The following is a 24,214-nucleotide window of genomic DNA, read 5'->3' on the forward strand; positions in this document are numbered from 1 at the left end:
CCCCCCCCCCCCCCCCCCCCCCCCCCCCCCCCCCCCCCCCCCCCCCCCCCCCCCCCCCCCCCCCCCCCCCCCCCCCCCCCCCCCCCCACCACCCAGGATCAACCCCTGAGCCGATCCCTGACCTGGTCGTTTCCGTAGCGTCGAAGGCGTTCAACCTTTCCGCATCTCGGAGGCAGCCATGTCCGGGCTTGTCAATGTCCTGGTGATCGTCGCCGTCATCGCTGTTGTCGTGGTCCGCCAGTGCTCGGCACGGCGGATCTCCGACGACAAGCGCTGGTGGATCCTGCCGGGCATTCTCCTCGTCATGTCGCTGCGCGAGCCCGGGCTAGTGGATCCGTGTCACGAGGCGCTGTCCGTGGCGGTCCTGGGCGCAGAGCTGGCGGTGGGGCTGGTGACCGGCGCCGGCTGGGGCTGGACCTCTCGGCTGTGGCGCGAGGCGGACGGCTCGCTGTGGAGCAAGGGCACCAAGGCCACCGTCTTCTTCTGGACAGGGGGACTGACGCTGCGGGCGGCCCTCTACGGGGCTGCTGCCCTGATGGGCATACATCAGGGGCCGGCTCGGCCACGAGCGCGACGGCCTCTTCACCATCCTTCGCCGACCCGACCACCTAGATTCCGGGCAGCAGCCCCAACAGCACCAGGCTGTGCTGTCGGGTGAGGCCGGGCTCTCGCCTTCCGTGCAGCGCCGCCTGCTGGAGCGCGTCACCACGCAGCCCCCGCCGCCCGGTTCGGCCCCCGATCCCCAGCTGCCCGACGGTCTGACACCACGTGAGCTGGAAGTGCTGATTCTGATCGCGGAGGGCCTGTCCAACCTGGAGATCGCCCGCAGGCTGCACATTTCGCAGGCCACCGTGAAAAGCCACATCAACAATCTCTTCGCCAAGGCCGGGGTACGCGACCGGGCACAGGCCGTTCGCTGTGCGTATGTTCGGGGCCTGGCACAGCCGCCCGGGTCAACCTTCACCTGAAGTGGTGAAGACCGGCGAATGAATGCCCGGGATCTTCCCGATCTGCCCATTCTTGGGTATGCGGCCGAAGTGGTCCGTGGACAAGGGGAGTTGTTCGGTGGAGAAGGAAGCAGGGCACGAGGCCGCAGCGATGCGACTCGACGACCCGTGGGACGACGCGCTGGCCTCCGGATGGGGCGAGCTGGACGGTGCGGGGAGCTTCGCTCCCGCCGGACCACCCGGGCCCGCTGGCCCGCAGCGCGGCCACAGTGCGGCCGACATCTATCTGGAGGTGCAGCGCAGCGAGGCCTTCCAGGAAGTGCGCCGTCGGTACCGGCGGTTCGTCGTCCCCGCCACCCTCGCCTTCCTCGTCTGGTATCTCGCCTACGTTGTCGCCGCGATCACCGCACCCGGGCTGATGGCCCGTCCGGTGGCCGGAGCGGTCAATGTCGCGATGGTCGCGGGGCTCGGGCAGTTCCTCACGACGTTTCTTCTCACCGGGGCGTACGCACGTCACGCACGACTGCGCAGGGACCGTGCCGCACTCGATCTGCGCTGGGAGACACAGGAGATGACGCGGGGGATCGGGCGTTGAACGGGAACCACCAGACCCTCGCGCTCCTGTTGTTCAGCGCCTTCATCGCAGTGACGCTTGCCATCACCACCTGGGTGAGCCGTAACCGGCATGGCTCGGCAGAGGAGTTCTATACGGGCGGCCGGCTGTTCTCCCCCATGGAGAACGGTTTCGCCATCGCCGGCGACTACATGTCGGCCGCGTCCTTCCTCGGGATCTCCGGTCTGATCGCCCTCGTCGGCTACGACGGCATGCTCTACTCGGTCGGGTTCCTCGTCGCCTGGCTCGTCGTCCTGCTCCTGGTCGCCGAACTGGTCCGCAACTGCGGCCGGTTCACACTCGCCGATGTGGTGGCGGCGAGGATGGCGGAGCGCCCGGTCCGGATCGCCGCCGGCACCTCGTCCGTCACCGTCTCCGTGCTCTATCTCGTCGCGCAGATGGTGGGTGCGGGCAGCCTGGTCGCCCTGCTTCTCGGCGGTACGAGCAGCGCCGCCCGTTCCTGGACCGTCATCGGTGTCGGGGCACTCATGGTGATCTACGTATCGCTCGGAGGGATGCGCGCCACCACCTGGATCCAGATCGTCAAGGCCGTTCTGCTGATGGCGGGAGCGGTCGTGCTCACCGTGCTCGTCCTGGTCCACTTCCATGGCAACTTCAATGCCCTGCTCAACTCCGCCGCCGAACGGAGCGGGCGTGGAAGCCGGTTCCTCTCGCCCGGCCTCCGGTACGGCGGATCCTGGACGGCACGGATCGACTTCATCAGCCTGGGCCTGGCCCTGGTACTCGGTACGGCGGGGCTGCCACACATCCTGTCGAGGTTCTACACCGTGCCCACCGCCCGTGCGGCCCGCCGTTCGGTCGTCTGGTCCATCGGGCTCATCGGCAGCTTCTACCTGATGACGATCGTGCTCGGATTCGGGGCGGCGGCACTGGTCGGCTCGGCGGAGGTACGAGCGTCGAATTCCGCGGGGAACACAGCGGTTCCGCTGCTGGCCCTGGTGCTCGGCGGTGGCGAAGAATCCACCGGGGGAACGATTCTGTTCGCCGTGGTCGCGGCCGTCGCCTTCGCAACCATCCTCGCCGTCGTCGCGGGGATCACCCTAGCCTCGTCCGCCTCTGTGGCCCATGACCTCTACGCCGCGCTCAGGCGTCCTGGCTCCAAGCGGTACAGCGAGGTCACCGTGGCCCGGGTCGCCGCAGCGGGGATCGGGGCGGCCGCCATCGGGCTCGGTCTGGTCGCCCAGGACCTGAATGTGGCGTTCCTGGTGGGGCTCGCCTTCGCCGTCGCCGCTTCGGCCAACCTCCCCGTGCTGCTGTACTCCCTGTTCTGGCGGAACTTCACCACCCGAGGAGCGGTCTGGTCGGTCTACGGCGGGCTGATCCCCGCCGTGCTGCTCGTGCTGCTCTCCCCGGTCGTCTCCGGCAGTCCCACCTCGCTCTTCCCCGGCGCCGACTTTCAGCTCTTCCCCCTGGAGAACCCCGGCCTGGTCTCCATCCCGCTGGGCTTCCTGGCCGGCTGGATCGGAACGGTCACGTCCACCGAGCCGCCCGACGCCTCCAAACATGCGGAGACCGAGGTCCGTGCGCTGACCGGGGCAGGGGCGGTGTAGCCGCGCGTGTGCACCGTGCGGACCGGATCTCTCAGGCCTGCCCGCCGGTGGACCAGGTGTAGCGGTGTTCCGGGCGGCCCGTCTCGCCGTACCGCAGCGTCAGCCGCACCCTACCGGTCCTTTCCAGCAGCTTCAGATAGCGCTGGGCGGTCTGCCGGCTCATCCCGGCGCTCTCCGCGATCTCCTGCGCGGAGAGCGGCCCTTCGGCGCTCCGGAGTGCTTGTTTGACCAGCTCCGCCGTGGTCGGTGAGTGGCCCTTGGGCAGGTCGGGTTCGCCCGCCGCCCACAGGGCGCCGAAGAGCCGGTCCACCTCACCCTGCTCCGCCTCGCCGCCGCCTTCGAGGGTGTGGCGCAGTGTCGCGTACGCCTCCAGCTTGGTACGCAGCCCCGCGTAGGTGAACGGCTTCACCAGGTACTGCAGCGCGCCATGTCGCATGGCCTCCTGGACGGTGGCGACGTCGCGCGCCGCCGTCACCATGATCACGTCGGTGTGGTGACCGAGCCTGCGCAGTTCACGCACCATCGTCAGACCGTTACGGTCGGGCATGTAGTGGTCCAGCAGGACCAGGTCCACACGCTGTTCCTCGATCGTGGCGAGGGCTTCGGCGGCGGAGTGCGCCTGGGCGGCCACCCGGAACCCCGGCACCCTGGAGACATAGGCCGCATTGACCTTCGCGACCCGGATGTCGTCATCCACGACCAGGACCTCGATCACTGAGCCTCTCCCGCGATGCCGGTCTTCGGTTCGGTCATTTCCCGTTCAGTCATTTCAGGGTCCGTCATCTCCGGGACGGCCAAGGCTTCCGGCAGTACGACGGTGAACTCGGCGCCGGCGTCCGCGGCCCCGTCGACAGTGACTGCGCCACCCTGCCGTTCCGCCAGCCGCCGCACCAGTGCAAGGCCCAGGCCGCGCTTGCCGTGCGCCGGGAGTTCCTTCGTCGACCAGCCCTCCGTGAAGATCGATTCGCGTTGCCCGGGTGGTACTCCGGGGCCGCTGTCGCAGACCCGGAGTACCACGGTACGGCCCTCGGCGCGCAGGCCCACCTCGATCAGTGCGCCGTCCGCTCCGGCCGCCGCGTCCAGTGCGTTGTCCACGAGATTGCCGACGACGGTGACCAGCCCGCGAGGGTCCACCAGCCGGTCCGGGAGCAGGGTCCCGGGGGCCATGCGGAGCGCGACGCCGCGCTCCGCCGCGACCGTGGCCTTGCCGACCAGTAGCGCGGCCAGCAGTGGGTCGTGCACCTTCTCGGTGACCTGCTCGGCCGTTGCCCGGTGGACGCCGACGACCTCGGTCACGTACTCCATGGCGTCCTCGTGCATGTCCAGCTCCAGCAGCCCCAGGAGGGTGTGCATCCGGTTGGCGTGCTCGTGGTCCTGGGCCCGCAGCGCGTCGATCAGGCCACGGGTGGAGTCGAGCTCGCGGCCGAGGTGTTCGAGTTCCGTGCGGTCGCGGAGGGTGGCGACGGCGCCGCCGTCGTCGGTAGGCATCCGGTTGGCGAGCAGGACCCGGGTGCCCTGCACCGTCAGCAGATCGTCGCCGACCACCCGGCCGGCCAGTACATCGGCGGTCCGCCCCTCGCCGAGCACGGCGTCGAGCGGGCGGCCCGCGGCATCGGGGCCGAGCCCGAGCAGCCGCTGCGCCTCGTCGTTCAGGAGCCGGATGCGGCCGGTCCGGTCGAGCGCCACGACCCCTTCCCGGATGCCGTGCAGCATCGCCTCGCGCTCCGTCAGCAGCGCGGAGATATCGGAGAAGGCGAGGTCATGGGTCTGCCGCTGGAGGCGCCGGGAGATCAGATAGGCGGCCAGCGCCCCGACAGCGAGCGCCCCGCCCGCGTAGGCGAACAGCCCGGGAATCGCCGCAAGGAGCCGGGCGCGGACACTGTCGTACGCGATCCCGACGGAGACCGCGCCCACGATGCGGTCCGTCCCGTCGCGCAGAGGCACCTTCCCGCGGGCCGAGCGGCCGAGCGTGCCGCTGTCGATCTCCATGACGTTCCGGCCGGCGAGCGCGTCGCTCGGGTCGGTGGAGACGACCTTGCCGATCTGGTCGGTATCGGTGTGCGACCAGCGAACCCCGCGCCGGTCCATGACGACGATGTACTCGGCGCCGGTGGCGCGTCTGATCCGCTCGGCCGCGGTCTGTACCGGCCCGGTGGGGGCCGGGGCCGTGGAGAGCAGTGACTCCGTGATCTGCGGCTGGGCCGCCGTGCTCTGCGCGATGGCGAGTGCACGGCGCATCGCCTGATCGTCGAGCTGTGCGCTGAGGGGTGCCAGGAAGAGGCCGGTGGCGAGTACGGTGACACCGGTGGCGATGGCCAGCTGCATCAGCAGGACCTGGGAGAAGACCCGCTGAGGCCAGCCGATTCGGCGTGCTCTCCTGGCGGTGGGCGGTGGGGCGCTCATCATATGAACGGTAGAGGGCATTCCGGTGCTTTCCGAAATTCCCTTCCGCTTTCCGAGAGCGCGCTCGCCCAGCAGGGCCTCACCCCGGTGCTGTGCACCCAGACCGAGGGCGGCGTCTCCGAGTCCGACTATGTCGAGCTGCTCCTTCAGCAGCAGGTGTCGGGCGTGGTCTTCGCCGGCGGGCTCTACCATCAGGCCGACGCCCCGCACGACCATTACAAGGTGCTTGCCGACCGCAGGATCCCGGTCGTCCTGATCAATGCGGCCATCGATCATCTCGGCTTCCCCGGCGTCTCCTGCGACGACTCCGTCGCTGTGGAACAGGCCTGGCGCCATCTCGTCTCGCTCGGCCGCGAGCGCATCGGCCTGGTGCTCGGCCCCTCCGACCACGTCCCCTCGCACCGCAAACTGGCCGCCGCCCGTGCGATCGCCGCGAAGTCGGGCACGACCGTGCCGGACGAGTGGGTGGCCCGGGCCATGTTCTCGCTGGAGGGCGGGCAGGCCGCCGCCATGCGCCTGCTCGACCAGGGCGTCACGGGCATCATCTGCGCCAGCGATCCGCTCGCGCTCGGAGCTGTGCGCGCCGCGTGCCGTCGCGGTCTTTCGGTTCCCGCCGATGTCTCGGTCGTCGGTTACGACGACTCGGCCTTCATGAACTGCACCGAGCCTCCGCTGACCACCGTCCGACAGCCGATCGAGGCCATGGGGCGCGCCGCAGTCGAGCTGCTTTGCGTGCAGATCGGGGGGCGTACCGTGCCGTCCGACGAGCTGCTCTTCGAGCCGGAACTGGTGGTGCGGGGCTCCACCGCCCAGCCACCGCGCACCGCTTCTCGCTGACCGTCCCGATTTTGCGTTGTACGGACTGTCTATTGCATCGGTCCGCCCGTAGCGGTCGGCAGTGGCTGAGGGGGACAGGGGCCTCTGTACTGGCCACTGGGGCGTATACGCAGCGGCCGTTCTCCGTACTCCTCCAGTGCATGCGCGATCCAGCCCGCCGTGCGTGACACCGCGAACACCGTCTCGCCCGCCTCCGCGGCCATGCCCGAGGAGACGGAGAGCACGGCGAGCGCCAGGTCGACATTGGCGTGCAGGGGTGCGTGGCGGGCGGTCGTGGTGACCACGTCGCGCGCTGCGGCGAGCGCGGGGGCCGCCTGCGGGACGTCCGCGAGCAGGGCGAACAGCGTCTGCGCCCGCGGGTCCTCGGAGGTGTACAGGCGGTGGCCGAGCCCCGGGACCCTGCGGCCGGTACGGAGATGATCTGCGACCACCGGTACCGCGCTGCCCCGCTCCAGGACCTCGGTCAGCATTCGGTGCGCCAGACCGCTCGCGGCCCCGTGCAGCGGGCCCTCCAGGACTCCCAGGCCCGCGGAGACCACCGCGTACGGATGGGCATGGGCGGATGCGGCGACCCTGGCGGCCAGTGTCGACGCCGCGAGATCGTGGTCGATCAGCAGGACGAGCGCGGTGTCCAGCGCGGCGACTGACGGCTCGTCGGCCGGCCGGGCAGTGAGCTTCGGCCACAGTCGCCGTGCCAGCCCGGCCCCGTTCCCGTCCGCCCTCCCTTCGGATCCGTCACCCGCCGAAGATGCGTCCGAGGTCAGGGGCAGCGCTCCGACCAGGGTCGGAATCAGGCTCCGTGCACTGGCGAGCACCGCCTCGCGCGAGAGGTCGAAGCGGAGCGGATCGGCGGTCGCCGCGGCGATCACGGCCACCCGCAGCCGGTCCGTCGAGCCGCTGTGCGCGGGCAGCGCTTCGACCGCCCGGCGTGCCGCGGCCAGCGCCTCAGCAGGTGCCGTGAAGCGGATGCCGGGCCGCAGATCTCCGGTCCAGAGCCATTCGGCAACCTCCTCGTAGGCGTACTGCCTGGCCAGTGCGGTCGCGTCGACGCCACGGAAGTAGTAGCGGTCTCTTTCGATCAGGGTGATGCCGGTGTGGAAGACCAGATCGCCGGTGGCGGCCGAGGGCTCCCGGCGGCCCGTGCGCCGGGCCAGCGCATCGACCTCCGCGACGTCGAACGTGCTGCCGCGTCCGCCGGGAGCGCGCCTGCTGCTCAGCTGGCCCCGGCTGACATAGGCGTACACCGTCTCGGGCTTCACGCCGAGGCGCTCAGCCGTCTCCCGGGTGCTGAGCCGCTGCGGGGCCGTCGCACCGGGGCCGTCGCCGCGTGCTGCTTGATCCTTCATGTCGCCAACCGTATCCATATTGATTCAATCAATGTTGACAGGATTGAAGTCAATCATAGATGGTCGAATCAATGTTGATGAGATCCACCGGGACGCTCACGGAGGAAGAGATGCCGGCCATGACCAGCGGAACCCCGCTCGACGTACCTCGAGGGCTCGCCGGAGTCGTCGTCACCGACACGGCCCTCGGCGATGTTCGCGGGCGCGAGGGCTTCTACCACTACCGGCAGTACTCGGCGGTCGAACTGGCACAGACCCGCAGCTTCGAGGACGTCTGGTACCTGATGCTCCAGGGCACGCTGCCCGATGCCGCAGCCGGTGCCGAATTCGCCGCCCGCACCGCCGCACTGCGCCGACTGCCCGCGGAAGTGCGCGAGGCCCTGCCCGCCATAGCCCGCGCGGGAGCCGTCTCCGGACCCCTGGCCGGCCTGCGTACAGCCCTCTCGCTCCTCGGCGCCTCGGCCGGCTTCCGGCCGGTGTACGACATCGACGCCGACCGGCGCCGCAGCGACGCCCTGGCCGCCTGCGCCGCCGTCCCCACCCTGCTCACGGCTCTGCACCGGCTCGGCCAGGGCCTCGAACCGGTCGAGCCGCGCGACGAACTGCCCTACGCGGCCAACTACCTCTACATGCTCACCGGTTCCCTACCGGACGCCGCACGCGTCAGGGCCGTGGAGCAGTACCTGATCTCCACCATCGACCACGGCTTCAACGCCTCGACCTTCACCGGCCGCGTCGTCGCCTCCGCCGGCGCCGATGTCGCGGCCTGTCTGGTGGCGGCCGTCGGCGCGCTCTCCGGACCGCTGCATGGCGGAGCACCCAGCCGCGCCCTCGACACGCTGGACGCCATCGGCACCCCCGACCGCATCGACGGCTGGATCCGCGAACGGGTGCTCGCGGGTGAGCGGATCATGGGCTTCGGTCACCCCGTATACCGCACCGAGGACCCGCGCTCACGCATGCTGCGCGGAATCGCCCGGGGCTTCGGCGGCCCGCTCGTCGACTTCGCCGTCGAGGTCGAACGGCAGGTCGAGGCGATCCTCGCCGAGCTCAAGCCGGGCCGTGAGCTGCACACCAACGTGGAGTTCTACGCCGGAGTCGTCATGGAGCTGTGCGGGCTGCCGCGCGAGATGTTCACGCCGACGTTCTGCGCGGCGCGGGTGGTCGGCTGGAGCGCCAATATCCTGGAGCAGGCGGAGGACTCGAAGATCATCCGTCCGGCGGCCCGATACGTCGGTACGCCCCCGCCGCAGCCGGTCCCGGCGCCCTGACGTCCCCGAGGAAGGTCCCCGTTGAGCCCGTCGTCCCCGCCCCGCAAGCAGCAGATCCCGGTCATTGTCCTTGCGGGGTTCCTGGGATCCGGCAAGACGACACTGCTCAACCACCTCCTCCGTAACCGTGCGGGAAACCGGATCGGCGTGATCGTCAACGACTTCGGCTCCATCGAGATCGACGCGATGACGGTCTCGGGGCAGGTCGGCTCGACGGTCTCGCTGGGCAATGGATGCCTGTGCTGCGCGGTCGATGTGAGCGAACTCGACACCTTCCTGGAGACGCTGACCCGGCCCGCCGCCCGCCTCGACGTGATCGTCATCGAGGCCAGCGGACTGGCGGAGCCGCAGGAGCTCGTACGCATGCTCCTGGCCAGCGACAATCCGCACATCGTGTACGGGGGACTGGTGGAGGTGGTCGATGCCGCAGAGTTCGATGCCAGCCGGGAGCGCCATCCGGAGATCGACCGCCATCTCGCTGTCGCCGATCTTGTCGTGCTCAACAAGACCGACCGGGTCGGGAGCGAGGAACAGGCCCGTATCCGGGACGTCATCGCTGCGGCAGGTGCCCCGGCCGGCGACGCAGCGGCCGGTGGCAGCGCGGCCGCCGTCATCTGCGCCACGTACGGACGCATCGACCCGGAGCTGCTCTTCGATCCGGCGCTGCGGCCGGACGGTGAGGAGAAGGCGCGCCAGCTCACTTTCGAGGATCTGCTCCTGGCGGAGCGGGCCGAGGAAGAGGCCGGCGCCGGTCACGGTCACCATCTGCATGCCGCGTACGAGAGCGTGTCCTTCGCCGCGGACGTACCCATGAACCCCCGCCGGTTGATGGATTTTCTCGACTCCAGGCCGCAGGGTCTCTACCGGATCAAGGGGTTCGTCGACTTCGGCGTGGGCGACCGGGGCAACAAGTACGTCCTGCACGCGGTCGGCAGGTTCCTGCGGTTCGACCCGCAGCCGTGGACCCGCGACGAACCGCGCCTCACGCAGCTGGTGCTGATCGGCTCAGGCATCGATCCGGAGCAGCTTCACAAGGAGCTGGCCGACTGCCGCGAGAGCGCCGCCACGGCGCCTGACACGACGCAGGACGCCGCACATGAACGAAGCATGTGGGGCGTCCTGCGGTACGTGCAACGGCCCGACGACGACGCGTAGCGACAGGCCTCCGTCGTCGGCCGACCGCCTACACCGGCCCCGCGATCACCGCGACCGGCTTGGCCAGCGGCGTCCCCGAACCGTCGCGCCGCGGGTCGGGCTCCGGCAGCTCGGTCGGCGTGCCGTTCTTCTGCGCGGCCCGGGCAGGCGTCGCGCCCGCCCAGCCGAACACCAGAACGTCCTCGCCCTTGAGGAAACGCTGGCAGCGCACCCCACCGGTGGCCCGGCCCTTGCGCGGATACTGGTCGAACGGGGTGAGCTTGGACGTCAGCACCGAGTCGTCCAGCGTGCCGTGCGAGCCCGCCACCGTGAACACCACGGCGTCCGCCGCCGGATCCACCGACGTGAACGAGATCACCTCGGCATCCGCCGTGAGCTTGATCCCCGCCACGCCTCCCGCGGGCCGGCCCTGCGGCCGCACCTGTGCCGCCGGGTAGCGCAGCAACTGCGCGTCGGAGGTGATGAAGACCAGGTCCTCCTCGCCCGTACGCAGTTCGGCCGCGCCGACGATCCGGTCACCGTCCTTGAGGGTGATGACCTCCAACTCGTCCTTGTTGGCAGGGTAGTCCGGCACGACCCGCTTGACGACTCCCTGAAGAGTGCCGATCGCCAGGCCGGGGGAGGCCTCGTCGAGCGTGGTGAGGCAGATGACCTCCTCGTCGCTCTCCAGCGTGAGGAACTCCGAAACCATTGCACCGCCCGAAAGGTTGGGTGCGGCATGGGTGTCCGGCAGCTGGGGCAGATCGATCACCGCGAGCCGCAGCAGCCGCCCCGTGGACGTCACCACGCCCACATCGCCACGGGCCGTCGCCGGTACGGCCGACACGATCACATCGTGCTTGGCACGCTTGGCGTCCTCGGCGAAGACGATCGGATCGTCCTTGGCGGTACGGGCCAGCAGGCCGGTCGAGGACAGCAGCACCCGGCACGGGTCGTCCGCGACCTCCAGCGGTACCGAGGCGACCTGTGAACCGGCCGACTCCAGCAGCACCGTACGCCGGTCGGTGCCGAACTTCTTGGCGACCGCGGCCAGTTCGGAGGAGACGAGCTTGCGCAGCTCGGCGTCCGATTCGAGGATGGTGGTCAGCTCGTCGATCTCGGTGCTGAGCCGGTCCCGCTCGCTCTCCAGCTCGATCCGGTCGAACCGGGTCAGCCGGCGCAGCGGGGTGTCCAGGATGTACTGCGTCTGGGTCTCGCTCAGCGAGAAGTGCTCGATGAGCCGCTCCTTCGCCTGCGCCGAGTTGTCGCTGGACCGGATGAGCCGGATGACCTCGTCGATGTCGATCAGCGCGACGAGCAGGCCCTCGACCAGATGCAGCCGGTCGCGACGCTTGCCCCGGCGGAACTCGCTGCGGCGGCGCACCACGTCGAAGCGGTGGTCGAGATAGACCTCGAGGAGCTCCTTGAGGCCCAGCGTGAGCGGCTGTCCGTCGACCAGCGCCACATTGTTGATGCCGAAGGAATCCTCCATCGGAGTCAGCTTGTAGAGCTGCTCCAGCACGGCCTCCGGCACGAAGCCGTTCTTCACCTCGATGACCAGGCGCAGGCCGTGCGCGCGGTCGGTCAGGTCCTTCACGTCCGCGATGCCCTGGAGCTTCTTCGCCGAGACCAGATCCTTGATCTTGGCGATCACCTTCTCCGGGCCGACGGTGAAGGGAAGTTCGGTGACGACCAGACCCTTGCGGCGCGCCGTCACATTCTCCACGGCGACGGTCGCACGGATCTTGAACGTGCCGCGCCCGCCGGCGTACGCGTCCTTGATGCCACCCAGGCCCACGATCCGGCCACCCGTCGGCAGATCGGGACCGGGGACGAACCGCATCAGGGTCTCCAGGTCCGCACCCGGATGCTTGATCAGATGACGGGCGGCGGCGATGACCTCGCCCAGGTTGTGCGGCGGCATGTTGGTCGCCATGCCGACCGCGATTCCGGACGAGCCGTTGACCAGGAGGTTCGGGTACGCGGCCGGGAGAACGGTCGGCTCCTGCTCCTGACCGTCGTAATTCGACTGGAAAGCGACGGTGTCCTCGTCGATCGACTCCGTCATCAGTGACGTCGCGTCGGCCATCCGGCACTCGGTGTAGCGCATGGCGGCCGGCGGGTCGTCGTTTCCGAGCGAGCCGAAGTTGCCGTGGCCGTCGACCAGGGGGAGCCGCATGGAGAACGGCTGCGCCAGACGGACCAGCGCGTCGTAGATCGACGTATCGCCGTGCGGATGCAACTTGCCCATGACCTCGCCGACGACACGGGCGCACTTCACATAGCCGCGGTCGGGGCGCAGGCCCATCTCGTTCATCTGGTACACGATGCGGCGGTGCACCGGCTTCATGCCGTCACGGGCGTCCGGCAGGGCCCGTGAGTAGATCACCGAGTACGCGTACTCAAGGAAGGAGCCCTGCATTTCGTCGACGACGTCGATGTCGAGGATCTTCTCCTCGAAGTCGTCCGGCGGCGGGGTCTTCGTGCTGCGGCGGGCCATCGCTGCTGCGACTCCTTCACGGATTCTGTTCGGGCAACCTCAGGTTCTGACGCCGACCATTGTGGACCGCCGCACTGACATCGCCGACCTCGACCCGTCCCAAGAGCCGTTCCCGACCCCTGTCGAGGTGGTTTCGTGATCCGTCCTGCGGGGGATGCGCCCCTCTTTCACGCGAACTTCCGCGGTATGGGAACTTCGCCAGGTGTCTGTGCGCTTGCTTACAGTGGCAGGTCTCGCAGGAAATCCAGTATCGCGATCGAATCGAAGGGACGTACATGCCCATGGGTCACACGGCCACAGCCCAGGCCGGCTCCGGCGGCTTGTCAGCGACCGAGCACCGTCTGGCCAACGGCCTGCGCGTGGTGCTCTCGGAGGACCATCTGACCCCGGTCGCCGCGGTCTGCCTCTGGTACGACGTCGGCTCGCGCCACGAGGTCAAGGGACGCACAGGTCTGGCTCACCTCTTCGAGCACCTGATGTTCCAGGGCTCCGGCCAGGTCAAGGGGAACGGACACTTCGAGCTGGTGCAGGGAGCCGGCGGTTCGCTCAACGGGACCACCAGCTTCGAGCGCACCAACTACTTCGAGACGATGCCCACGCACCAGCTGGAACTGGCTCTCTGGCTCGAGGCCGACCGGATGGGCTCGCTGCTCGCCGCGCTCGACGAGGAGTCCATGGAGAACCAGCGCGACGTCGTCAAGAACGAGCGCCGCCAGCGCTATGACAACGTCCCCTACGGCACGGCGTTCGAGAAGCTGACGGCACTGGCCTACCCCGAGGGCCACCCGTACCACCACACGCCGATCGGCTCGATGGCGGACCTGGACGCCGCGACCCTTGAGGACGCCCGCGCCTTCTTCCGTACGTACTACGCGCCCAACAACGCGGTGCTCTCGGTCGTCGGCGACATCGACCCCGAGCAGACCCTCGCCTGGATCGAGAAGTACTTCGGCTCCATCCCGTCCCACGACGGCAAGCAGCCGCCGCGTGATGGCACGCTCCCCGAGATCATCGGCGAGCAGCTGCGCGAAGAGGTGCGCGAGGAGGTTCCGGCGCGCGCGCTGATGGCCGCCTACCGGCTGCCGCACGACGGCACCCGTGAGTGCGACGCGGCAGACCTCGCGCTGACCGTGCTCGGCGGGGGCGAGTCGTCGCGACTGCACAACCGTCTGGTCCGCCGTGACCGTACGGCCGTGGCTGCCGGATTCGGACTGCTGCGCCTGGCCGGCGCGCCCTCGCTCGGCTGGCTGGACGTCAAGACGTCCGGCGGCGTCGAGGTGCCGCAGATCGAGGCCGCGGTCGACGAGGAGCTCGCCCGGTTCGCCGCCGAGGGCCCCACGCCCGAGGAAATGGAGCGTGCGCAGGCCCAGTTGGAACGCGAGTGGCTGGACCGGCTCGGTACGGTCGCGGGCCGCGCCGACGAACTCTGCCGGTTCGCCGTGCTGTTCGGCGACCCGCAGCTCGCCCTGACCGCAGTCCAGCGCGTGCTGGATGTCACCGCGGAAGAGGTTCAGGCGGCCGCCGAGGCCCAGCTGCGCCCCGACAACCGCGCGGTGCTGGTCTACGAGCCGGTCGAATCGGCCGAGCCCGCGGACACAGCGGACACCGATGAGACCGAAGCCGACGACACCGACGCGCACGAAGGAGCGGACAAGTGACCGACGCTGCCGCGACTGGAGTTTCGATGCAGTACCACCCGCAGCCGGCCCCCGGCCTCGCCCGTCCCTGGGCCTTTCCCGCGCCGGAGCGCGGCGCCCTGCCCAACGGCCTCACGGTGCTGCGCTGCCACCGCCCCGGCCAGCAGGTCGTGGCGGTCGAGATCTTCCTCGACGCCCCGCTGGACGCCGAGCCCGAGGGCCTCGACGGCGTGGCCACGATCATGTCGCGGGCACTGTCCGAGGGCACCGACAAGCACACCGCCGAGGAGTTCGCCGCCGAGCTGGAGCGCTGCGGCGCCACCCTCGACGCGCACGCCGACCACCCCGGCGTCCGGGTCTCCCTGGAGGTCCCGGCCTCCCGGCTGACCAAGGCGCTCGCGCTGGTCGCCGAGGCGCTGCGGGCGCCTGCCTTCGCCGACAGCGAGATCGAACGGCTGGTACGCAACCGGCTCGACGAGATCCCGCACGAGCAGGCCAACCCGGCCCGGCGCGCCGCCAAGCAGCTCTCCAAGGAGCTCTTCCCGGCCGCGGCGCGGATGTCGCGCCCGCGCCAGGGCAGCGAGGAGACGGTGGAGCGGATCGACTCGGCGGCTGTGCGTGCCTTCTTCGACGCCCACGTCCGGCCGTCCACCGCGACCGCCGTGGTCGTCGGTGACCTCACCGGCATCGACCTGGACGCCCTGCTCGCCGACACTCTCGGTGACTGGTCGGGAGACACCGCGGAGCCTCGTCCCGCCCCGCCGATCACCGCCGACGACACCGGCCGAGTGGTGGTCGTCGACCGTCCGGGCGCGGTGCAGACGCAGCTGCTGATCGGCCGGATCGGCGCCGACCGGCACGACAGCGTGTGGCCGGCCCAGGTGCTGGGCACGTACTGCCTGGGCGGCACGCTCACCTCTCGGCTGGACCGTGTGCTGCGCGAGGAGAAGGGCTACACCTACGGCGTACGGGCCTTCGCCCAGGTGCTGCGGTCGTCGGCCCCGGATTCCGCCTCGGGGGCGACCGGTGCCGCGATGCTCGCCATCAGCGGATCGGTGGACACGGAGTCCACGGGACCGGCGCTGAAGGACCTGTGGACGGTCCTGCGGACCCTGGCGGCCGAGGGGCTGACCGATGAAGAGCGTGAGACGGCCGTGCAGAACCTCGTGGGTGTCGCACCGCTGAAGTTCGAGACGGCGGCCTCGGTCGCGGGCACTCTCGCCGACCAGGTCGAGCAGCACCTCCCGGACGACTACCAGGCACAGTTGTACGCCCGGCTCGCGGAGACCGGCACGGTCGAGGCGACCGCTGCGGTGGTCAACGCCTTCCCGGGTGACCGGCTGGTCACGATCCTCGTCGGTGACGCGTCACAGATCGAGGAGCCGGTCCGGGCCCTGGGTATCGGAGAGGTGTCGGTGGTCGCCGGCTGACGGGCATACCCGTCGTGGACACCGGCCGGCCGGCCGGGCCGAGGCGGGCGACCCCCGCCCGGCCGGCCCCTTGCGTGTGACAGTCCACCGGTCGACTTTCACGTTCGACCGAGCACCGAAGGCAACGGTCGGTCCACCGATCCGTCATAGTCCGCATATCGGGACAGAAGGAAGACTCCTGTGAGTGAAATCTCGCCGGAGTCTTCCTTTTTGTTCTTTTTAGTCGAAAGGTTGCCTGTCTGCCCTGTGGGATGCGCTACAAAACGGGCTGTCCGTTTGGTGAATGCAAGTGACCCCGCTTAGCGTCGGCCGGGCTGTCCGTCACTCGTATGCCGCATCCGTGACGTACCGGGCAGTCATCGCCGAGTCCCCGTCAGGCGCGAGCCTGGGGAGCCGGGGACCCATGCAGTCCCTGGGGTGAATCGGATGCCTGAGCCCGGATGAGGTCAGGGCGTCCGTAGGAGACCTTCCTGCTCCGAACCCGTCAGCTAACCCGGTAGGCGAGAAGGAAGGAAAGGATCAGCCACTTCATGGCGTTCACCCGTGCCACCGGGAAGCATCGTGCCCCGAGTCGACTGACGCGCAGCAGCGCGAAGATCGCCGGCGTCGCCGCTCTGGCCACCACCGGCGTCATAGGCGGCATGGCCTCTCCGGCCCTCGCCGCGGACTCCTCCGTCAACGAGACCGGTCTGAACCAGGTCATCGCCATCGAGGGCGCCCTCGCCGACCAGATCGACGCCCAGGCCGACGCGCAGAAGCACCAGGCCGATGTCGCGGCGAAGGCGAAGGCGGAGGCCCAGCGGAAGGCCGAGGCCAAGAAGAAGGCCGAGGCGAAGGCCAAGGCCGACGCGAAGCGCGCGGCCGAGGCGCGCGCCGAGAAGGCCCGCGCCGCCCGGTCCGCCGAGCGCACCCGCCTGGGGTACTTCCAGCTCCCGGTCGCCGGTTCGTACGTCACCACCGGCTACAAGTCCAGCGGCTCGCTCTGGTCCTCCGGCAGCCACTCGGGCATCGACTTCCACGCCGCGTCCGGCAGCTCCGTCGTCGCCGTCGGTGCCGGCACGGTCGTCGAGGCCGGCTGGGGGGGCGCGTACGGCAACAACATCGTGCTCCGGATGACGGACGGCACGTACACGCAGTACGGCCACCTCTCCTCGATCGGCGTCTCCGTCGGCCAGAGCGTCGGCGCGGGCCAGCAGATCGGCCTCTCCGGCTCGACCGGCAACTCCACCGGCCCGCACCTTCACTTCGAGGCCCGGACCACGCCGTCGTACGGCTCCGACATGGACCCCGTCGCGTACCTGCGCGCCCACGGCGTCAACGTCTGACCGACGCTCCACCCGCAGCACCTCTTCGAAGGCCCCGGCAGCACGCCGGGGCCTTCGCCGTGTCCGGCCCGCGCGCCCGCCCGCAGTACCTGCTCCCCGAACCGTCCTGTGGCCAAAAGATATTCATGAATTTCCACCCGGCATCGGAAATGCGGCCGCATTGCAATAGAGTCGCAGAACAAGCGTCGGTCGGCCGCGTTTCGCGGGGATTAAGGCGGAGGTTCGAACATGCGTATTCCGGCGCATTCGGTATGCACGGCAATCCGTGACGACATCGTCTCCGGTGTCTTCGAACGCGGAAGCCGGCTAACCGAGGAGCTGCTGGCGCGCCGTTACGGAGTCTCCCGTGTTCCGGTACGGGAAGCGCTGCGCACCCTGGAGTCCGAGGGCTTCGTGGTCACTCGCCGGCACGCGGGCGCCTGTGTCGCCGAGCCCACCGAGCAGGAGGCCGCCGACCTCCTGGAGGTCCGGATGCTGCTGGAGCCGTTGGGCGCCGCGCGCGCCGCGCAGCGCCGCACCGAGGTGCATCTCAAGGTATTGCGCGGTCTGGTCAGGCTCGGCCAGGAGCGGGCCCGGCGGGGCGAGGGGGAGGATCTGCGCTCACTCGGCGGCTGGTTCCACGAGACGTTGGCGCAGGCCTGCGGCAGTCCCGGCCTGATCGCGCTGCTCACCCAGCTCCGCCACAAGATCGCCTGGATGTACACGGTCGAGCAGCCGGCCCGCCCGGTGGACTCCTGGGCCGAGCGCGGGGCCATTGTGGACGCGGTGGCGCGGCGTGATGCGGAACGGGCCAGGGTGCTGGCCACCCAGCACGCCGAACGGGCCGCGGCCGCGCACCGGCTGCGCCGCGTCGACCGGCCGGGCCGCCGGCCCGACGCCTCGCGCGCCGACCGGGTGAGGACTTCGCAACATTCCGTAAACACCACGGGTGTTCAGAATTAACAATTACGCCGTATACAAAGATTCGTAATTCGTTGAGGGCTTTCTTTGGGCTGCCTGAATTTGCTCCGGTCGTCCCGAGTCAGGAAAGCGAAAAAGCCGCGGCCCTCAATAAGGGTGCCGCGGCTCTCTTGCAGAAAATGGTTCAGACGGTCTCCGGAAGCTCGTCGAGCCCTTCGGCGACCAGCTTCGCCAGACGGTCCAGGGCGGCTTCGGAGTCGTCGGCCTCGGACGCGAGCACGATCTCCTCGCCGCCGTGCGCGCCGAGACCGAGCACCGCGAGCATGGAGGCGGCGTTCACCGGGTTGCCGTCGGCCTTGGAGATCGTCACGGGGACGCCGGAAGCCGTAGCGGCACGGACGAAGATGGAAGCGGGGCGGGCGTGCAGGCCCTCGGCCCAACCGACGTTGACGCGGCGCTCAGCCATGGTTCTGCCCTTCACGAATCAATGGTTGTCTAGACCAGTCTCTCATGTGGTGCGCGATGCTCCGGCCGACCTGCGGCACGCCCACAACCCGTGCTCCACCGCCGATCGGCCCCCTCAGACTGCCCCGGCCCCAAGACCTACGCGACCGCTGACGGAGCCGTAGTCTTTGCGCATGCAGCCCTCGCCGGAGCAGAGTCCGCATCACGCGTACCCCGACCACTGGGAAGCGGACGTGGTCCTCCGCGACGGAGGAACCGCCCGGATCAGGCCCATCACCACGGACGACGCCGAACGGCTGGTCAGCTTCTACGAGCAGGTCTCCGACGAGTCGAAGTACTACCGCTTCTTCGCCCCGTACCCGCGTCTGTCCGACAGGGACGTGCACCGCTTCACCCATCACGACTACGTCGACCGGGTGGGGCTCGCGGTCACGGTCGGCGGCGAGTTCATCGCGACCGTCCGCTACGACCGGATCGACGAGCGGGGCAGGCCCGCTTCCGCGCCCGCCGACGAGGCCGAGGTCGCCTTCCTCGTCCAGGACGCGCATCAGGGCCGGGGCGTGGCATCGGCGCTCCTCGAACACATTGCAGCCGTCGCCCGCGAGCGCGGCATCCGCCGCTTCGCTGCCGAGGTGCTGCCCGCAAACAACAAGATGATCAAGGTGTTCCGGGACGCCGGGTACACCCAGCAGCGCAGTTTCGAGGACGGCTCCGTCCATCTCACCCTGGACCTCGAACCGACCGCAGAGTCGCTCGCCGTGCAGCGCGGCCGTGAGCAGCGGGCCGAGGCGCGCTCCGTGCAACGGCTGCTCGCCCCCGGATCCGTCGCCGTCATCGGCGCGGGCCGGACTCCCGGCGGGGTCGGCCGCACGGTCCTGCGCAACCTCCTCGGGGCCGGCTTCACCGGCCGTACGTACGCGGTGAACCGCGCCTTCGCCGCCGACCAGGGCACGATCGACGGTGTCCCCGCCCACCGTTCCGTCGGTGAGATCGACGAACGGGTGGATCTCGCGGTCGTCGCCGTCCCCGCCGACCGGGTTCCGGAGGCCGTCGCCGACTGCGGTGAGCACGGTGTCCAGGGCCTGATCGTCCTCTCCGCCGGGTACGCCGAATGGGGCGCCGAAGGCAGGGAACGGCAGCGTGAACTGGTCCGCCAGGCCCGCTCGTACGGGATGCGGATCATCGGCCCGAATGCCTTCGGCGTCATCAACAACTCCGAAGCCGTCCGGCTGAACGCCTCCCTCGCCCCCGAGCCGCCCGCCCCCGGACGCATCGGCCTCTTCACCCAGTCCGGAGCGATCGGCATCGCGCTGCTCTCCGGGCTCTACCGGCGCGGCGCGGGCCTGTCCACCTTCATCTCCGCCGGCAACCGCGCCGACATCTCGGGCAACGACTTCCTGCAGTACTGGTACGAGGACCCGGACACCGACGTCGCCCTGCTGTACCTCGAATCGCTCGGCAATCCCCGCAAGTTCACCCGTCTTGCGCGGCGCACCGCGGCCGTGAAGCCGGTGGTCGTGGTGAAGGGCGCCCGGCACAGCGGCTCCACCCCGCCCGGCCATGCGGTGCCGGTCAGCCGGATCCCGGACGCGACGGTCTCCGCGCTCATGCGGCAGGCGGGCGTGATCCGCGTCGACACCGTTACGGAGATGGTCGACGCGGGTCTCCTCCTCGCCGATCAGCCGCTCCCGGCGGGCCCGCGGGTTGCGATCCTCGGCAACTCCGAATCGCTCGGCCTGCTCACGTACGACGCCTGTCTGGCCGAGGGGCTGCGCCCGCGCCCGCCCCGCGACCTCACCACCGCCGCCACCCCGCAGGACTTCCGGGATGCCCTGGCCGAGGCCCTCGCCGACGAGGGCTGCGACTCGGTGGTCGTGACGGCGATCCCGTGGGTGGGCGAGAACGGCGAGGCGGAATCGGGCGACGGCGAGGTGCTGGCGACCGCGCTGCACGCGGCCGCCGCGGCCGGTCCCGCCAAGCCGGTGGCCGTCGTCCATGTGGAGATCGGCGGCCTGGCGGAGGCCCTCGCCGCGGCCACCAGCACGGTCGCACCGCCGCGGCCTTCGCCACAGTCCTCCGCAGCCGCGACACCCCCTCGCGCCGGAGCCGCCCCCGCGTATACCCCCTCAGCACCCGGAACCGGCAGCGGCACAGCCGGCGCCGCTACCGATGCGGGCAGCGACGACGGCGCCGGGGCCGCCGCGGGCACTGACGGCGGCCCCGGCATCCGGATCGGTCGGATTCCCGCCTACCCCGCCGCCGAACGGGCCGTGCGTGCCCTGGCCGAAGCGGTGAGGTACGCGCAGTGGCGACGGCAGGCCGCCGTGCCCGGCAAGGTGCCCGAGTTCCTCGACGACACCATCGACGAGCCGGGTGCCGCCGACCTGATCGACACCCTCCTCGGCCCCGACCCCGACCCGCGGGGCAGACCGCTCGCACACGAAGAGGCGCGCGAACTCCTGGGCCGCTACGGCATCACCGTACGGCCGACGCTTGCGGCCCCCGACCCGGAAGCCGCTGTCGCCGCGGCGGCACAGCTCGGCTATCCCGTGGCGCTCAAGACCACCGCGCCCCATCTGCGTCACCGTGCCGATCTCGGCGGTGTCCGGCTGGACGTCGCCAACGAGAGCGCGTTGCGCCGGGCGTACGGCGAACTGACCGAACTGCTCGGCAAGCCCGCCGAGCTCCAGCCCGTCGTCCAGGCCATGGCGCCGCGCGGCGTCGACACCGTCGTAAGAGCCACGATCGACCCGGCGGCGGGTGCCGTCCTCTCCTTCGGGCTCGCGGGCGCGCCCTCCGAACTCCTCGGCGACACCGCCCACCGCCTCGTTCCGGCCACCGACCGCGACGCCGCCGAGCTGGTCCGGTCCATCCGGGCGGCGCCGGTGCTGTTCGGCTGGCGTGGCGCGGCGCCTGTGGACACCGCAACGCTGGAAGAGCTGCTGCTGCGGGTGTCCCGGCTGGTCGACGACCATCCCGAGGTGGTCTCCATCGCCCTGGAACCGGTCGTGGTCGCCGCCCAGGGCCTGACCGTCCTCGGCGCGAGCGTCCGGCTCTCGCCGCCCCCGCCCCGCACCGACCTCGGCCCCCGCCGCCTCCCCAACTACTGACCGGCGGCGCACCGTTTCGTCCCCGATCGCCGTACGGGCGCCAAACCGGGTCCCTTCACCGCTGGGGCCCCGGTCCGCCCTGCCGCACAACGTCCCCGGCAGTCGTCCATCCCCCGTAGGATGGTCCTCATGGCAAAGACCGGTACGACGACCCAGGGGCTGCGCGCGGCGATCGAGCGCAGCGGCTACTACCCGGCCCTCGTGGCCGAGGCGGTGGAGGCCGCCGTGGGCGGTGAGCCGGTCGCTTCGTACCTGGTGCACCAGGAGACCACCTTCGACTCCAACGAGGTGCGCCGCCACGTTACGGTCCTGGTCCTGACGGACAACCGTTTCATCGTCAGCCACACCGACGAGCAGAACGCGGACACCAGTTCCCCGACGCCGTACGCCACCACCTCCACCGAGTCGGTCAAGCTCGACCGGATCTCGTCGGTCGTGGTCAGCCGTGTCGTGGCCAACCCCGAGAAGTACGTTCCGGGCACGCTGCCCCGTGAGGTCGTCCTCACCATCGGATGGGGCGCCGTCTCCCGGATCGACCTGGAGCCGGCCGCCTGCGGCGACCCCAACTGCGAGGCCGACCACGGTTACACCGGCAGCTCCACCGCCGACGATCTGAGCCTGAGGGTCAGCGAGGCCGGTGACGGCCCGGACACCGTGCGCCAGACCCTCGCCTTCGCCCAGGCGCTCTCCGAGGCCACGGCCGCGACCGCGGCGACCGGCCGCTGATGGCCCAGCCGGCCTGGCAGGACCCCGTTCTGCTCCCCGTCGACACCGCCCCCGTCCCGGAGTACGGCAGCGGCTCGCTCTCCGATCTGCTGCCCACGCTCGCCGCCGGGCAGGGCGTACCCGGCTTCACCGCCGTGATCCCCGAACTCACCCCTGCCGACCGGAACTGCGTGTTCCTGATAGACGGTCTCGGCTGGGAGCAGATCAAGGCCCACCCGGACGAGGCGCCATTTCTTCACTCCCTGCTGCCCACCTCGCGCGGCGGCACCGGCCGTCCGATCACGGCGGGCTTCCCGGCCACCACCGCGACCTCACTGGCCTCGGTCGGTACCGGACTTCCGCCGGGGGAGCACGGCCTTCCCGGCTACACCGCGCGCAATCCGGAGACCGGCGAGCTGATGAACCAGCTTCGCTGGCAGCCGTGGACCTCGCCGAAGGCCTGGCAGCCGTACCCCACCGTCTTCAAGCTCGCCGACGCCGCCGGTGTGCGCACCGCCCAGGTCTCCGCCCCCGCCTTCGAGCAGACTCCGCTCACCAAGATCGCGCTCAGCGGGGGCTCGTTCCTCGGCCGGCTGTCCGGCGAGGAGCGGATGGACGTCGCCGCCGAACGGCTCGCCGCAGGTGACCGGTCGCTCGTCTACACGTACTACAGCGAGGTCGACGGCAAGGGCCATCGCTTCGGCGTCGACTCCGACGCCTGGCGCGGACAGCTGATGTACGTGGACGGCCTGGCCCGGCGGCTGGCCGAACAGCTCCCGCCCCGCTCGGCGCTGTACATCACCGCCGACCACGGCATGATCGACATCCCCTTCGACGAGCAGTCCCGGATCGACTTCGACGAGGACTGGGAGCTGCGCGCGGGCGTCGCCCTGCTCGGCGGCGAGGGCCGGGCCCGTCATGTGTACGCCGTCCCGGGGGCCGCGAGCGATGTGCTGACCGTCTGGCGGGAAGTGCTCGGCGAGCAGTTCTGGGTGGCGAGCCGGGACGAGGCGATCGCGGCCGGCTGGTTCGGACCGAAGATCGACGAACGTGTCCACGGCAGGATCGGCGATGTCGTCGCGGCGGCCCGCGACGACGTGGTGATCACCGCTTCGGTCAATGAGCCGCACGAGTCCGCGATGGTCGGCATGCATGGCTCGATGACCCCCGTCGAGCAGCTCGTCCCGCTGCTCGAAGTACGCTCGTAGGCGCGTTCTCCCTCTCCAGCGTTCCCCGCCACCATTTCCCCTGCCCCGCTTCGCCCCGCCCGAAAGGTGCTCAGCCCCTCATGCCCGAGCTTGTGTTCTTCTCCGGAACCATGGATTGCGGGAAGAGTACTTTGGCGCTCCAGATCGGACATAACCGCTCGGCCCGGGGGCTTCAAGGCGTGATCTTCACGCGGGATGACCGGGCGGGCGAGGGGAAGCTCTCCTCGCGACTGGGCTTGGTCACGGAGGCTGTCGAGGTCACCGAGGGTATGGACATGTACGGGTATTTGGTCGATCAGTTGTCCAAGGGTGGCAAGGTCGACTATGTGATCGTCGACGAGGCGCAGTTCCTCGCGCCAGAGCAGATCGACCAGCTGGCGCGGGTCGTGGACGACCTCGAGCTCGACGTCTTCGCCTTCGGCATCACCACCGACTTCCGAACCAAGCTCTTTCCTGGCTCGCAGCGGCTGATCGAGCTGGCCGACCGGATCGAGGCCCTCCAGGTGGAGGCCATGTGTTGGTGCGGCGCCCGAGCAACACACAATGCCCGTACGGTGGGTGGGGAGATGGTGGTCGAGGGCGCTCAGGTGGTCGTCGGTGACGTCAACCGCCCGGCGGAGGAGATCGGTTACGAGGTTCTGTGCCGCCGCCACCACCTCCGGCGGATGACTGCTGCTTCAGCCCGCGCGGGCGCGCTGTCCCCCGACGTCCTGCCGGTCACATCCGCTTGACGGCGAGATTCCTCCTTCGGTTTCGGGCCTCTGCGGGCCCACTGTGCCCTACGCTCGACCCACAACCTGTGCGTTGGAATC

The 24,214-nt window shown here is 70.1% G+C and carries 18 protein-coding genes, 2 pseudogenes and 1 riboswitch; of the genes and pseudogenes, 15 read left to right on the plus strand and 5 right to left on the minus strand.

All coding sequences use genetic code 11. The features are described 5' to 3' along the window. Window positions 1-178 precede the first annotated feature (178 nt). The 4 genes and pseudogenes from ACZ7IB_RS31835 (at window position 179) to ACZ7IB_RS31850 (ending at window position 3,131) form a co-directional block, all read left to right on the plus strand. Window positions 179-658 carry a DUF1453 domain-containing protein gene (locus ACZ7IB_RS31835; protein WP_470917318.1) on the plus strand — a complete coding sequence of 160 codons (480 nt, stop codon included), beginning with the start codon at window positions 179-181 and terminating at the stop codon, window positions 656-658. After that, a pseudogene (locus ACZ7IB_RS31840) lies at window positions 639-968 on the plus strand (response regulator transcription factor); the annotation flags it as partial. The gene ACZ7IB_RS31835 and the pseudogene ACZ7IB_RS31840, both read left to right, overlap by 20 nt. Before the next feature lie 130 nt (window positions 969-1,098). Beyond that, window positions 1,099-1,542 (plus strand): DUF485 domain-containing protein, encoded by a 444-nt coding sequence (locus ACZ7IB_RS31845; protein WP_470917437.1) that lies wholly within the window; start codon window positions 1,099-1,101, stop codon window positions 1,540-1,542. Continuing rightward, complete coding sequence (locus tag ACZ7IB_RS31850; protein ID WP_470917320.1) at window positions 1,539-3,131, plus strand: solute symporter family protein; 1,593 nt, start codon at window positions 1,539-1,541, stop codon at window positions 3,129-3,131. The genes ACZ7IB_RS31845 and ACZ7IB_RS31850 overlap by 4 nt, the downstream gene beginning before the upstream one ends. Window positions 3,132-3,162: 31 nt before the next feature. Here the strand turns inward: ACZ7IB_RS31850 and ACZ7IB_RS31855 are convergent, their stop codons facing one another. Then, complete coding sequence (locus ACZ7IB_RS31855; protein ID WP_266357121.1) at window positions 3,163-3,846, minus strand: response regulator; 684 nt, start codon at window positions 3,844-3,846, stop codon at window positions 3,163-3,165. Next, entirely contained in the window at window positions 3,843-5,534 is a 1,692-nt protein-coding gene (locus tag ACZ7IB_RS31860) for a sensor histidine kinase (RefSeq protein WP_470917322.1), read from the minus strand. The genes ACZ7IB_RS31855 and ACZ7IB_RS31860 overlap by 4 nt, the downstream gene beginning before the upstream one ends. Window positions 5,535-5,594: 60 nt before the next feature. On the opposite strand from ACZ7IB_RS31860, the pseudogene ACZ7IB_RS31865 reads away from it, so the two are divergent. Further along, window positions 5,595-6,371: pseudogene (locus tag ACZ7IB_RS31865) on the plus strand (substrate-binding domain-containing protein); the annotation flags it as partial. A 29-nt stretch (window positions 6,372-6,400) separates the two neighbouring features. On the opposite strand, the gene ACZ7IB_RS31870 reads toward ACZ7IB_RS31865, so the two are convergent. Then, window positions 6,401-7,717, minus strand: a complete 1,317-nt coding sequence (locus ACZ7IB_RS31870; protein ID WP_470917324.1) for a citrate/2-methylcitrate synthase — start codon at window positions 7,715-7,717, stop codon at window positions 6,401-6,403. Window positions 7,718-7,827: 110 nt separating this feature from the next. Between ACZ7IB_RS31870 and ACZ7IB_RS31875 the strand changes: the two genes are divergently transcribed. After that, window positions 7,828-8,988, plus strand: coding sequence for a citrate synthase/methylcitrate synthase (locus tag ACZ7IB_RS31875; protein ID WP_470917438.1), 1,161 nt, complete (start codon window positions 7,828-7,830; stop codon window positions 8,986-8,988). Between the two features lie 21 nt (window positions 8,989-9,009). Beyond that, entirely contained in the window at window positions 9,010-10,143 is a 1,134-nt protein-coding gene (locus tag ACZ7IB_RS31880) for a CobW family GTP-binding protein (RefSeq protein ID WP_470917326.1), read from the plus strand. A 28-nt stretch (window positions 10,144-10,171) separates the two neighbouring features. On the opposite strand, the gene ACZ7IB_RS31885 is transcribed toward ACZ7IB_RS31880, so the two are convergent. Continuing rightward, window positions 10,172-12,622: a DNA gyrase/topoisomerase IV subunit A gene (locus tag ACZ7IB_RS31885; RefSeq protein ID WP_470917327.1), complete on the minus strand. Its 2,451-nt coding sequence runs from the start codon at window positions 12,620-12,622 to the stop codon at window positions 10,172-10,174. Window positions 12,623-12,897: 275 nt separating this feature from the next. On the opposite strand from ACZ7IB_RS31885, the gene ACZ7IB_RS31890 reads away from it, so the two are divergent. From ACZ7IB_RS31890 to ACZ7IB_RS31905, 4 genes are all read left to right on the plus strand, one after another. Continuing rightward, window positions 12,898-14,280 (plus strand): M16 family metallopeptidase, encoded by a 1,383-nt coding sequence (locus tag ACZ7IB_RS31890; RefSeq protein WP_470917329.1) that lies wholly within the window; start codon window positions 12,898-12,900, stop codon window positions 14,278-14,280. A gap of 26 nt (window positions 14,281-14,306) precedes the next feature. Continuing rightward, entirely contained in the window at window positions 14,307-15,689 is a 1,383-nt protein-coding gene (locus ACZ7IB_RS31895; protein ID WP_470917440.1) for a M16 family metallopeptidase, read from the plus strand. 350 nt (window positions 15,690-16,039) lie between these two features. After that, window positions 16,040-16,206, plus strand: a riboswitch (cyclic di-AMP (ydaO/yuaA leader). A gap of 13 nt (window positions 16,207-16,219) precedes the next feature. Continuing rightward, complete coding sequence (locus tag ACZ7IB_RS31900; protein ID WP_470917331.1) at window positions 16,220-17,014, plus strand: M23 family metallopeptidase; 795 nt, start codon at window positions 16,220-16,222, stop codon at window positions 17,012-17,014. Between the two features lie 228 nt (window positions 17,015-17,242). Next, window positions 17,243-17,956, plus strand: a complete 714-nt coding sequence (locus tag ACZ7IB_RS31905; protein WP_470917333.1) for a GntR family transcriptional regulator — start codon at window positions 17,243-17,245, stop codon at window positions 17,954-17,956. Window positions 17,957-18,098: 142 nt separating this feature from the next. Here ACZ7IB_RS31905 and ACZ7IB_RS31910 read toward each other — a convergent pair whose 3' ends face one another. Then, window positions 18,099-18,380 carry an HPr family phosphocarrier protein gene (locus ACZ7IB_RS31910; protein ID WP_093898943.1) on the minus strand — a complete coding sequence of 94 codons (282 nt, stop codon included), beginning with the start codon at window positions 18,378-18,380 and terminating at the stop codon, window positions 18,099-18,101. A 172-nt stretch (window positions 18,381-18,552) separates the two neighbouring features. On the opposite strand from ACZ7IB_RS31910, the gene ACZ7IB_RS31915 reads away from it, so the two are divergent. The 4 genes from ACZ7IB_RS31915 (at window position 18,553) to ACZ7IB_RS31930 (ending at window position 24,133) form a co-directional block, all read left to right on the plus strand. Then, window positions 18,553-21,489 (plus strand): bifunctional acetate--CoA ligase family protein/GNAT family N-acetyltransferase, encoded by a 2,937-nt coding sequence (locus ACZ7IB_RS31915; RefSeq protein ID WP_470917335.1) that lies wholly within the window; start codon window positions 18,553-18,555, stop codon window positions 21,487-21,489. A 129-nt stretch (window positions 21,490-21,618) separates the two neighbouring features. After that, window positions 21,619-22,215: a DUF5998 family protein gene (locus tag ACZ7IB_RS31920; protein ID WP_093898945.1), complete on the plus strand. Its 597-nt coding sequence runs from the start codon at window positions 21,619-21,621 to the stop codon at window positions 22,213-22,215. Next, window positions 22,215-23,402 carry an alkaline phosphatase family protein gene (locus ACZ7IB_RS31925; RefSeq protein WP_470917337.1) on the plus strand — a complete coding sequence of 396 codons (1,188 nt, stop codon included), beginning with the start codon at window positions 22,215-22,217 and terminating at the stop codon, window positions 23,400-23,402. The genes ACZ7IB_RS31920 and ACZ7IB_RS31925 overlap by 1 nt, the downstream gene beginning before the upstream one ends. A gap of 80 nt (window positions 23,403-23,482) precedes the next feature. Then, window positions 23,483-24,133, plus strand: coding sequence for a thymidine kinase (locus tag ACZ7IB_RS31930; RefSeq protein WP_470917339.1), 651 nt, complete (start codon window positions 23,483-23,485; stop codon window positions 24,131-24,133). Window positions 24,134-24,214 lie beyond the last annotated feature (81 nt).

This window comes from Streptomyces sp. NPDC037301, assembly GCF_055602785.1.

Coding starts and splice junctions, on each gene's coding strand:
- ACZ7IB_RS31835 (WP_470917318.1), top strand. CDS start 179: ATGTCCGGGCTTGTCAATGTCCTGGTGATCGTCGCCGTCATCGCTGTT.
- ACZ7IB_RS31845 (WP_470917437.1), top strand. CDS start 1,099: ATGCGACTCGACGACCCGTGGGACGACGCGCTGGCCTCCGGATGGGGC.
- ACZ7IB_RS31860 (WP_470917322.1), bottom strand. CDS start 5,534: ATGAGCGCCCCACCGCCCACCGCCAGGAGAGCACGCCGAATCGGCTGG.
- ACZ7IB_RS31870 (WP_470917324.1), bottom strand. CDS start 7,717: ATGAAGGATCAAGCAGCACGCGGCGACGGCCCCGGTGCGACGGCCCCG.
- ACZ7IB_RS31875 (WP_470917438.1), top strand. CDS start 7,828: ATGCCGGCCATGACCAGCGGAACCCCGCTCGACGTACCTCGAGGGCTC.
- ACZ7IB_RS31885 (WP_470917327.1), bottom strand. CDS start 12,622: ATGGCCCGCCGCAGCACGAAGACCCCGCCGCCGGACGACTTCGAGGAG.
- ACZ7IB_RS31890 (WP_470917329.1), top strand. CDS start 12,898: ATGCCCATGGGTCACACGGCCACAGCCCAGGCCGGCTCCGGCGGCTTG.
- ACZ7IB_RS31895 (WP_470917440.1), top strand. CDS start 14,307: ATGCAGTACCACCCGCAGCCGGCCCCCGGCCTCGCCCGTCCCTGGGCC.
- ACZ7IB_RS31900 (WP_470917331.1), top strand. CDS start 16,220: ATGGCGTTCACCCGTGCCACCGGGAAGCATCGTGCCCCGAGTCGACTG.
- ACZ7IB_RS31905 (WP_470917333.1), top strand. CDS start 17,243: ATGCGTATTCCGGCGCATTCGGTATGCACGGCAATCCGTGACGACATC.
- ACZ7IB_RS31910 (WP_093898943.1), bottom strand. CDS start 18,380: ATGGCTGAGCGCCGCGTCAACGTCGGTTGGGCCGAGGGCCTGCACGCC.
- ACZ7IB_RS31915 (WP_470917335.1), top strand. CDS start 18,553: ATGCAGCCCTCGCCGGAGCAGAGTCCGCATCACGCGTACCCCGACCAC.
- ACZ7IB_RS31920 (WP_093898945.1), top strand. CDS start 21,619: ATGGCAAAGACCGGTACGACGACCCAGGGGCTGCGCGCGGCGATCGAG.
- ACZ7IB_RS31925 (WP_470917337.1), top strand. CDS start 22,215: ATGGCCCAGCCGGCCTGGCAGGACCCCGTTCTGCTCCCCGTCGACACC.
- ACZ7IB_RS31930 (WP_470917339.1), top strand. CDS start 23,483: ATGCCCGAGCTTGTGTTCTTCTCCGGAACCATGGATTGCGGGAAGAGT.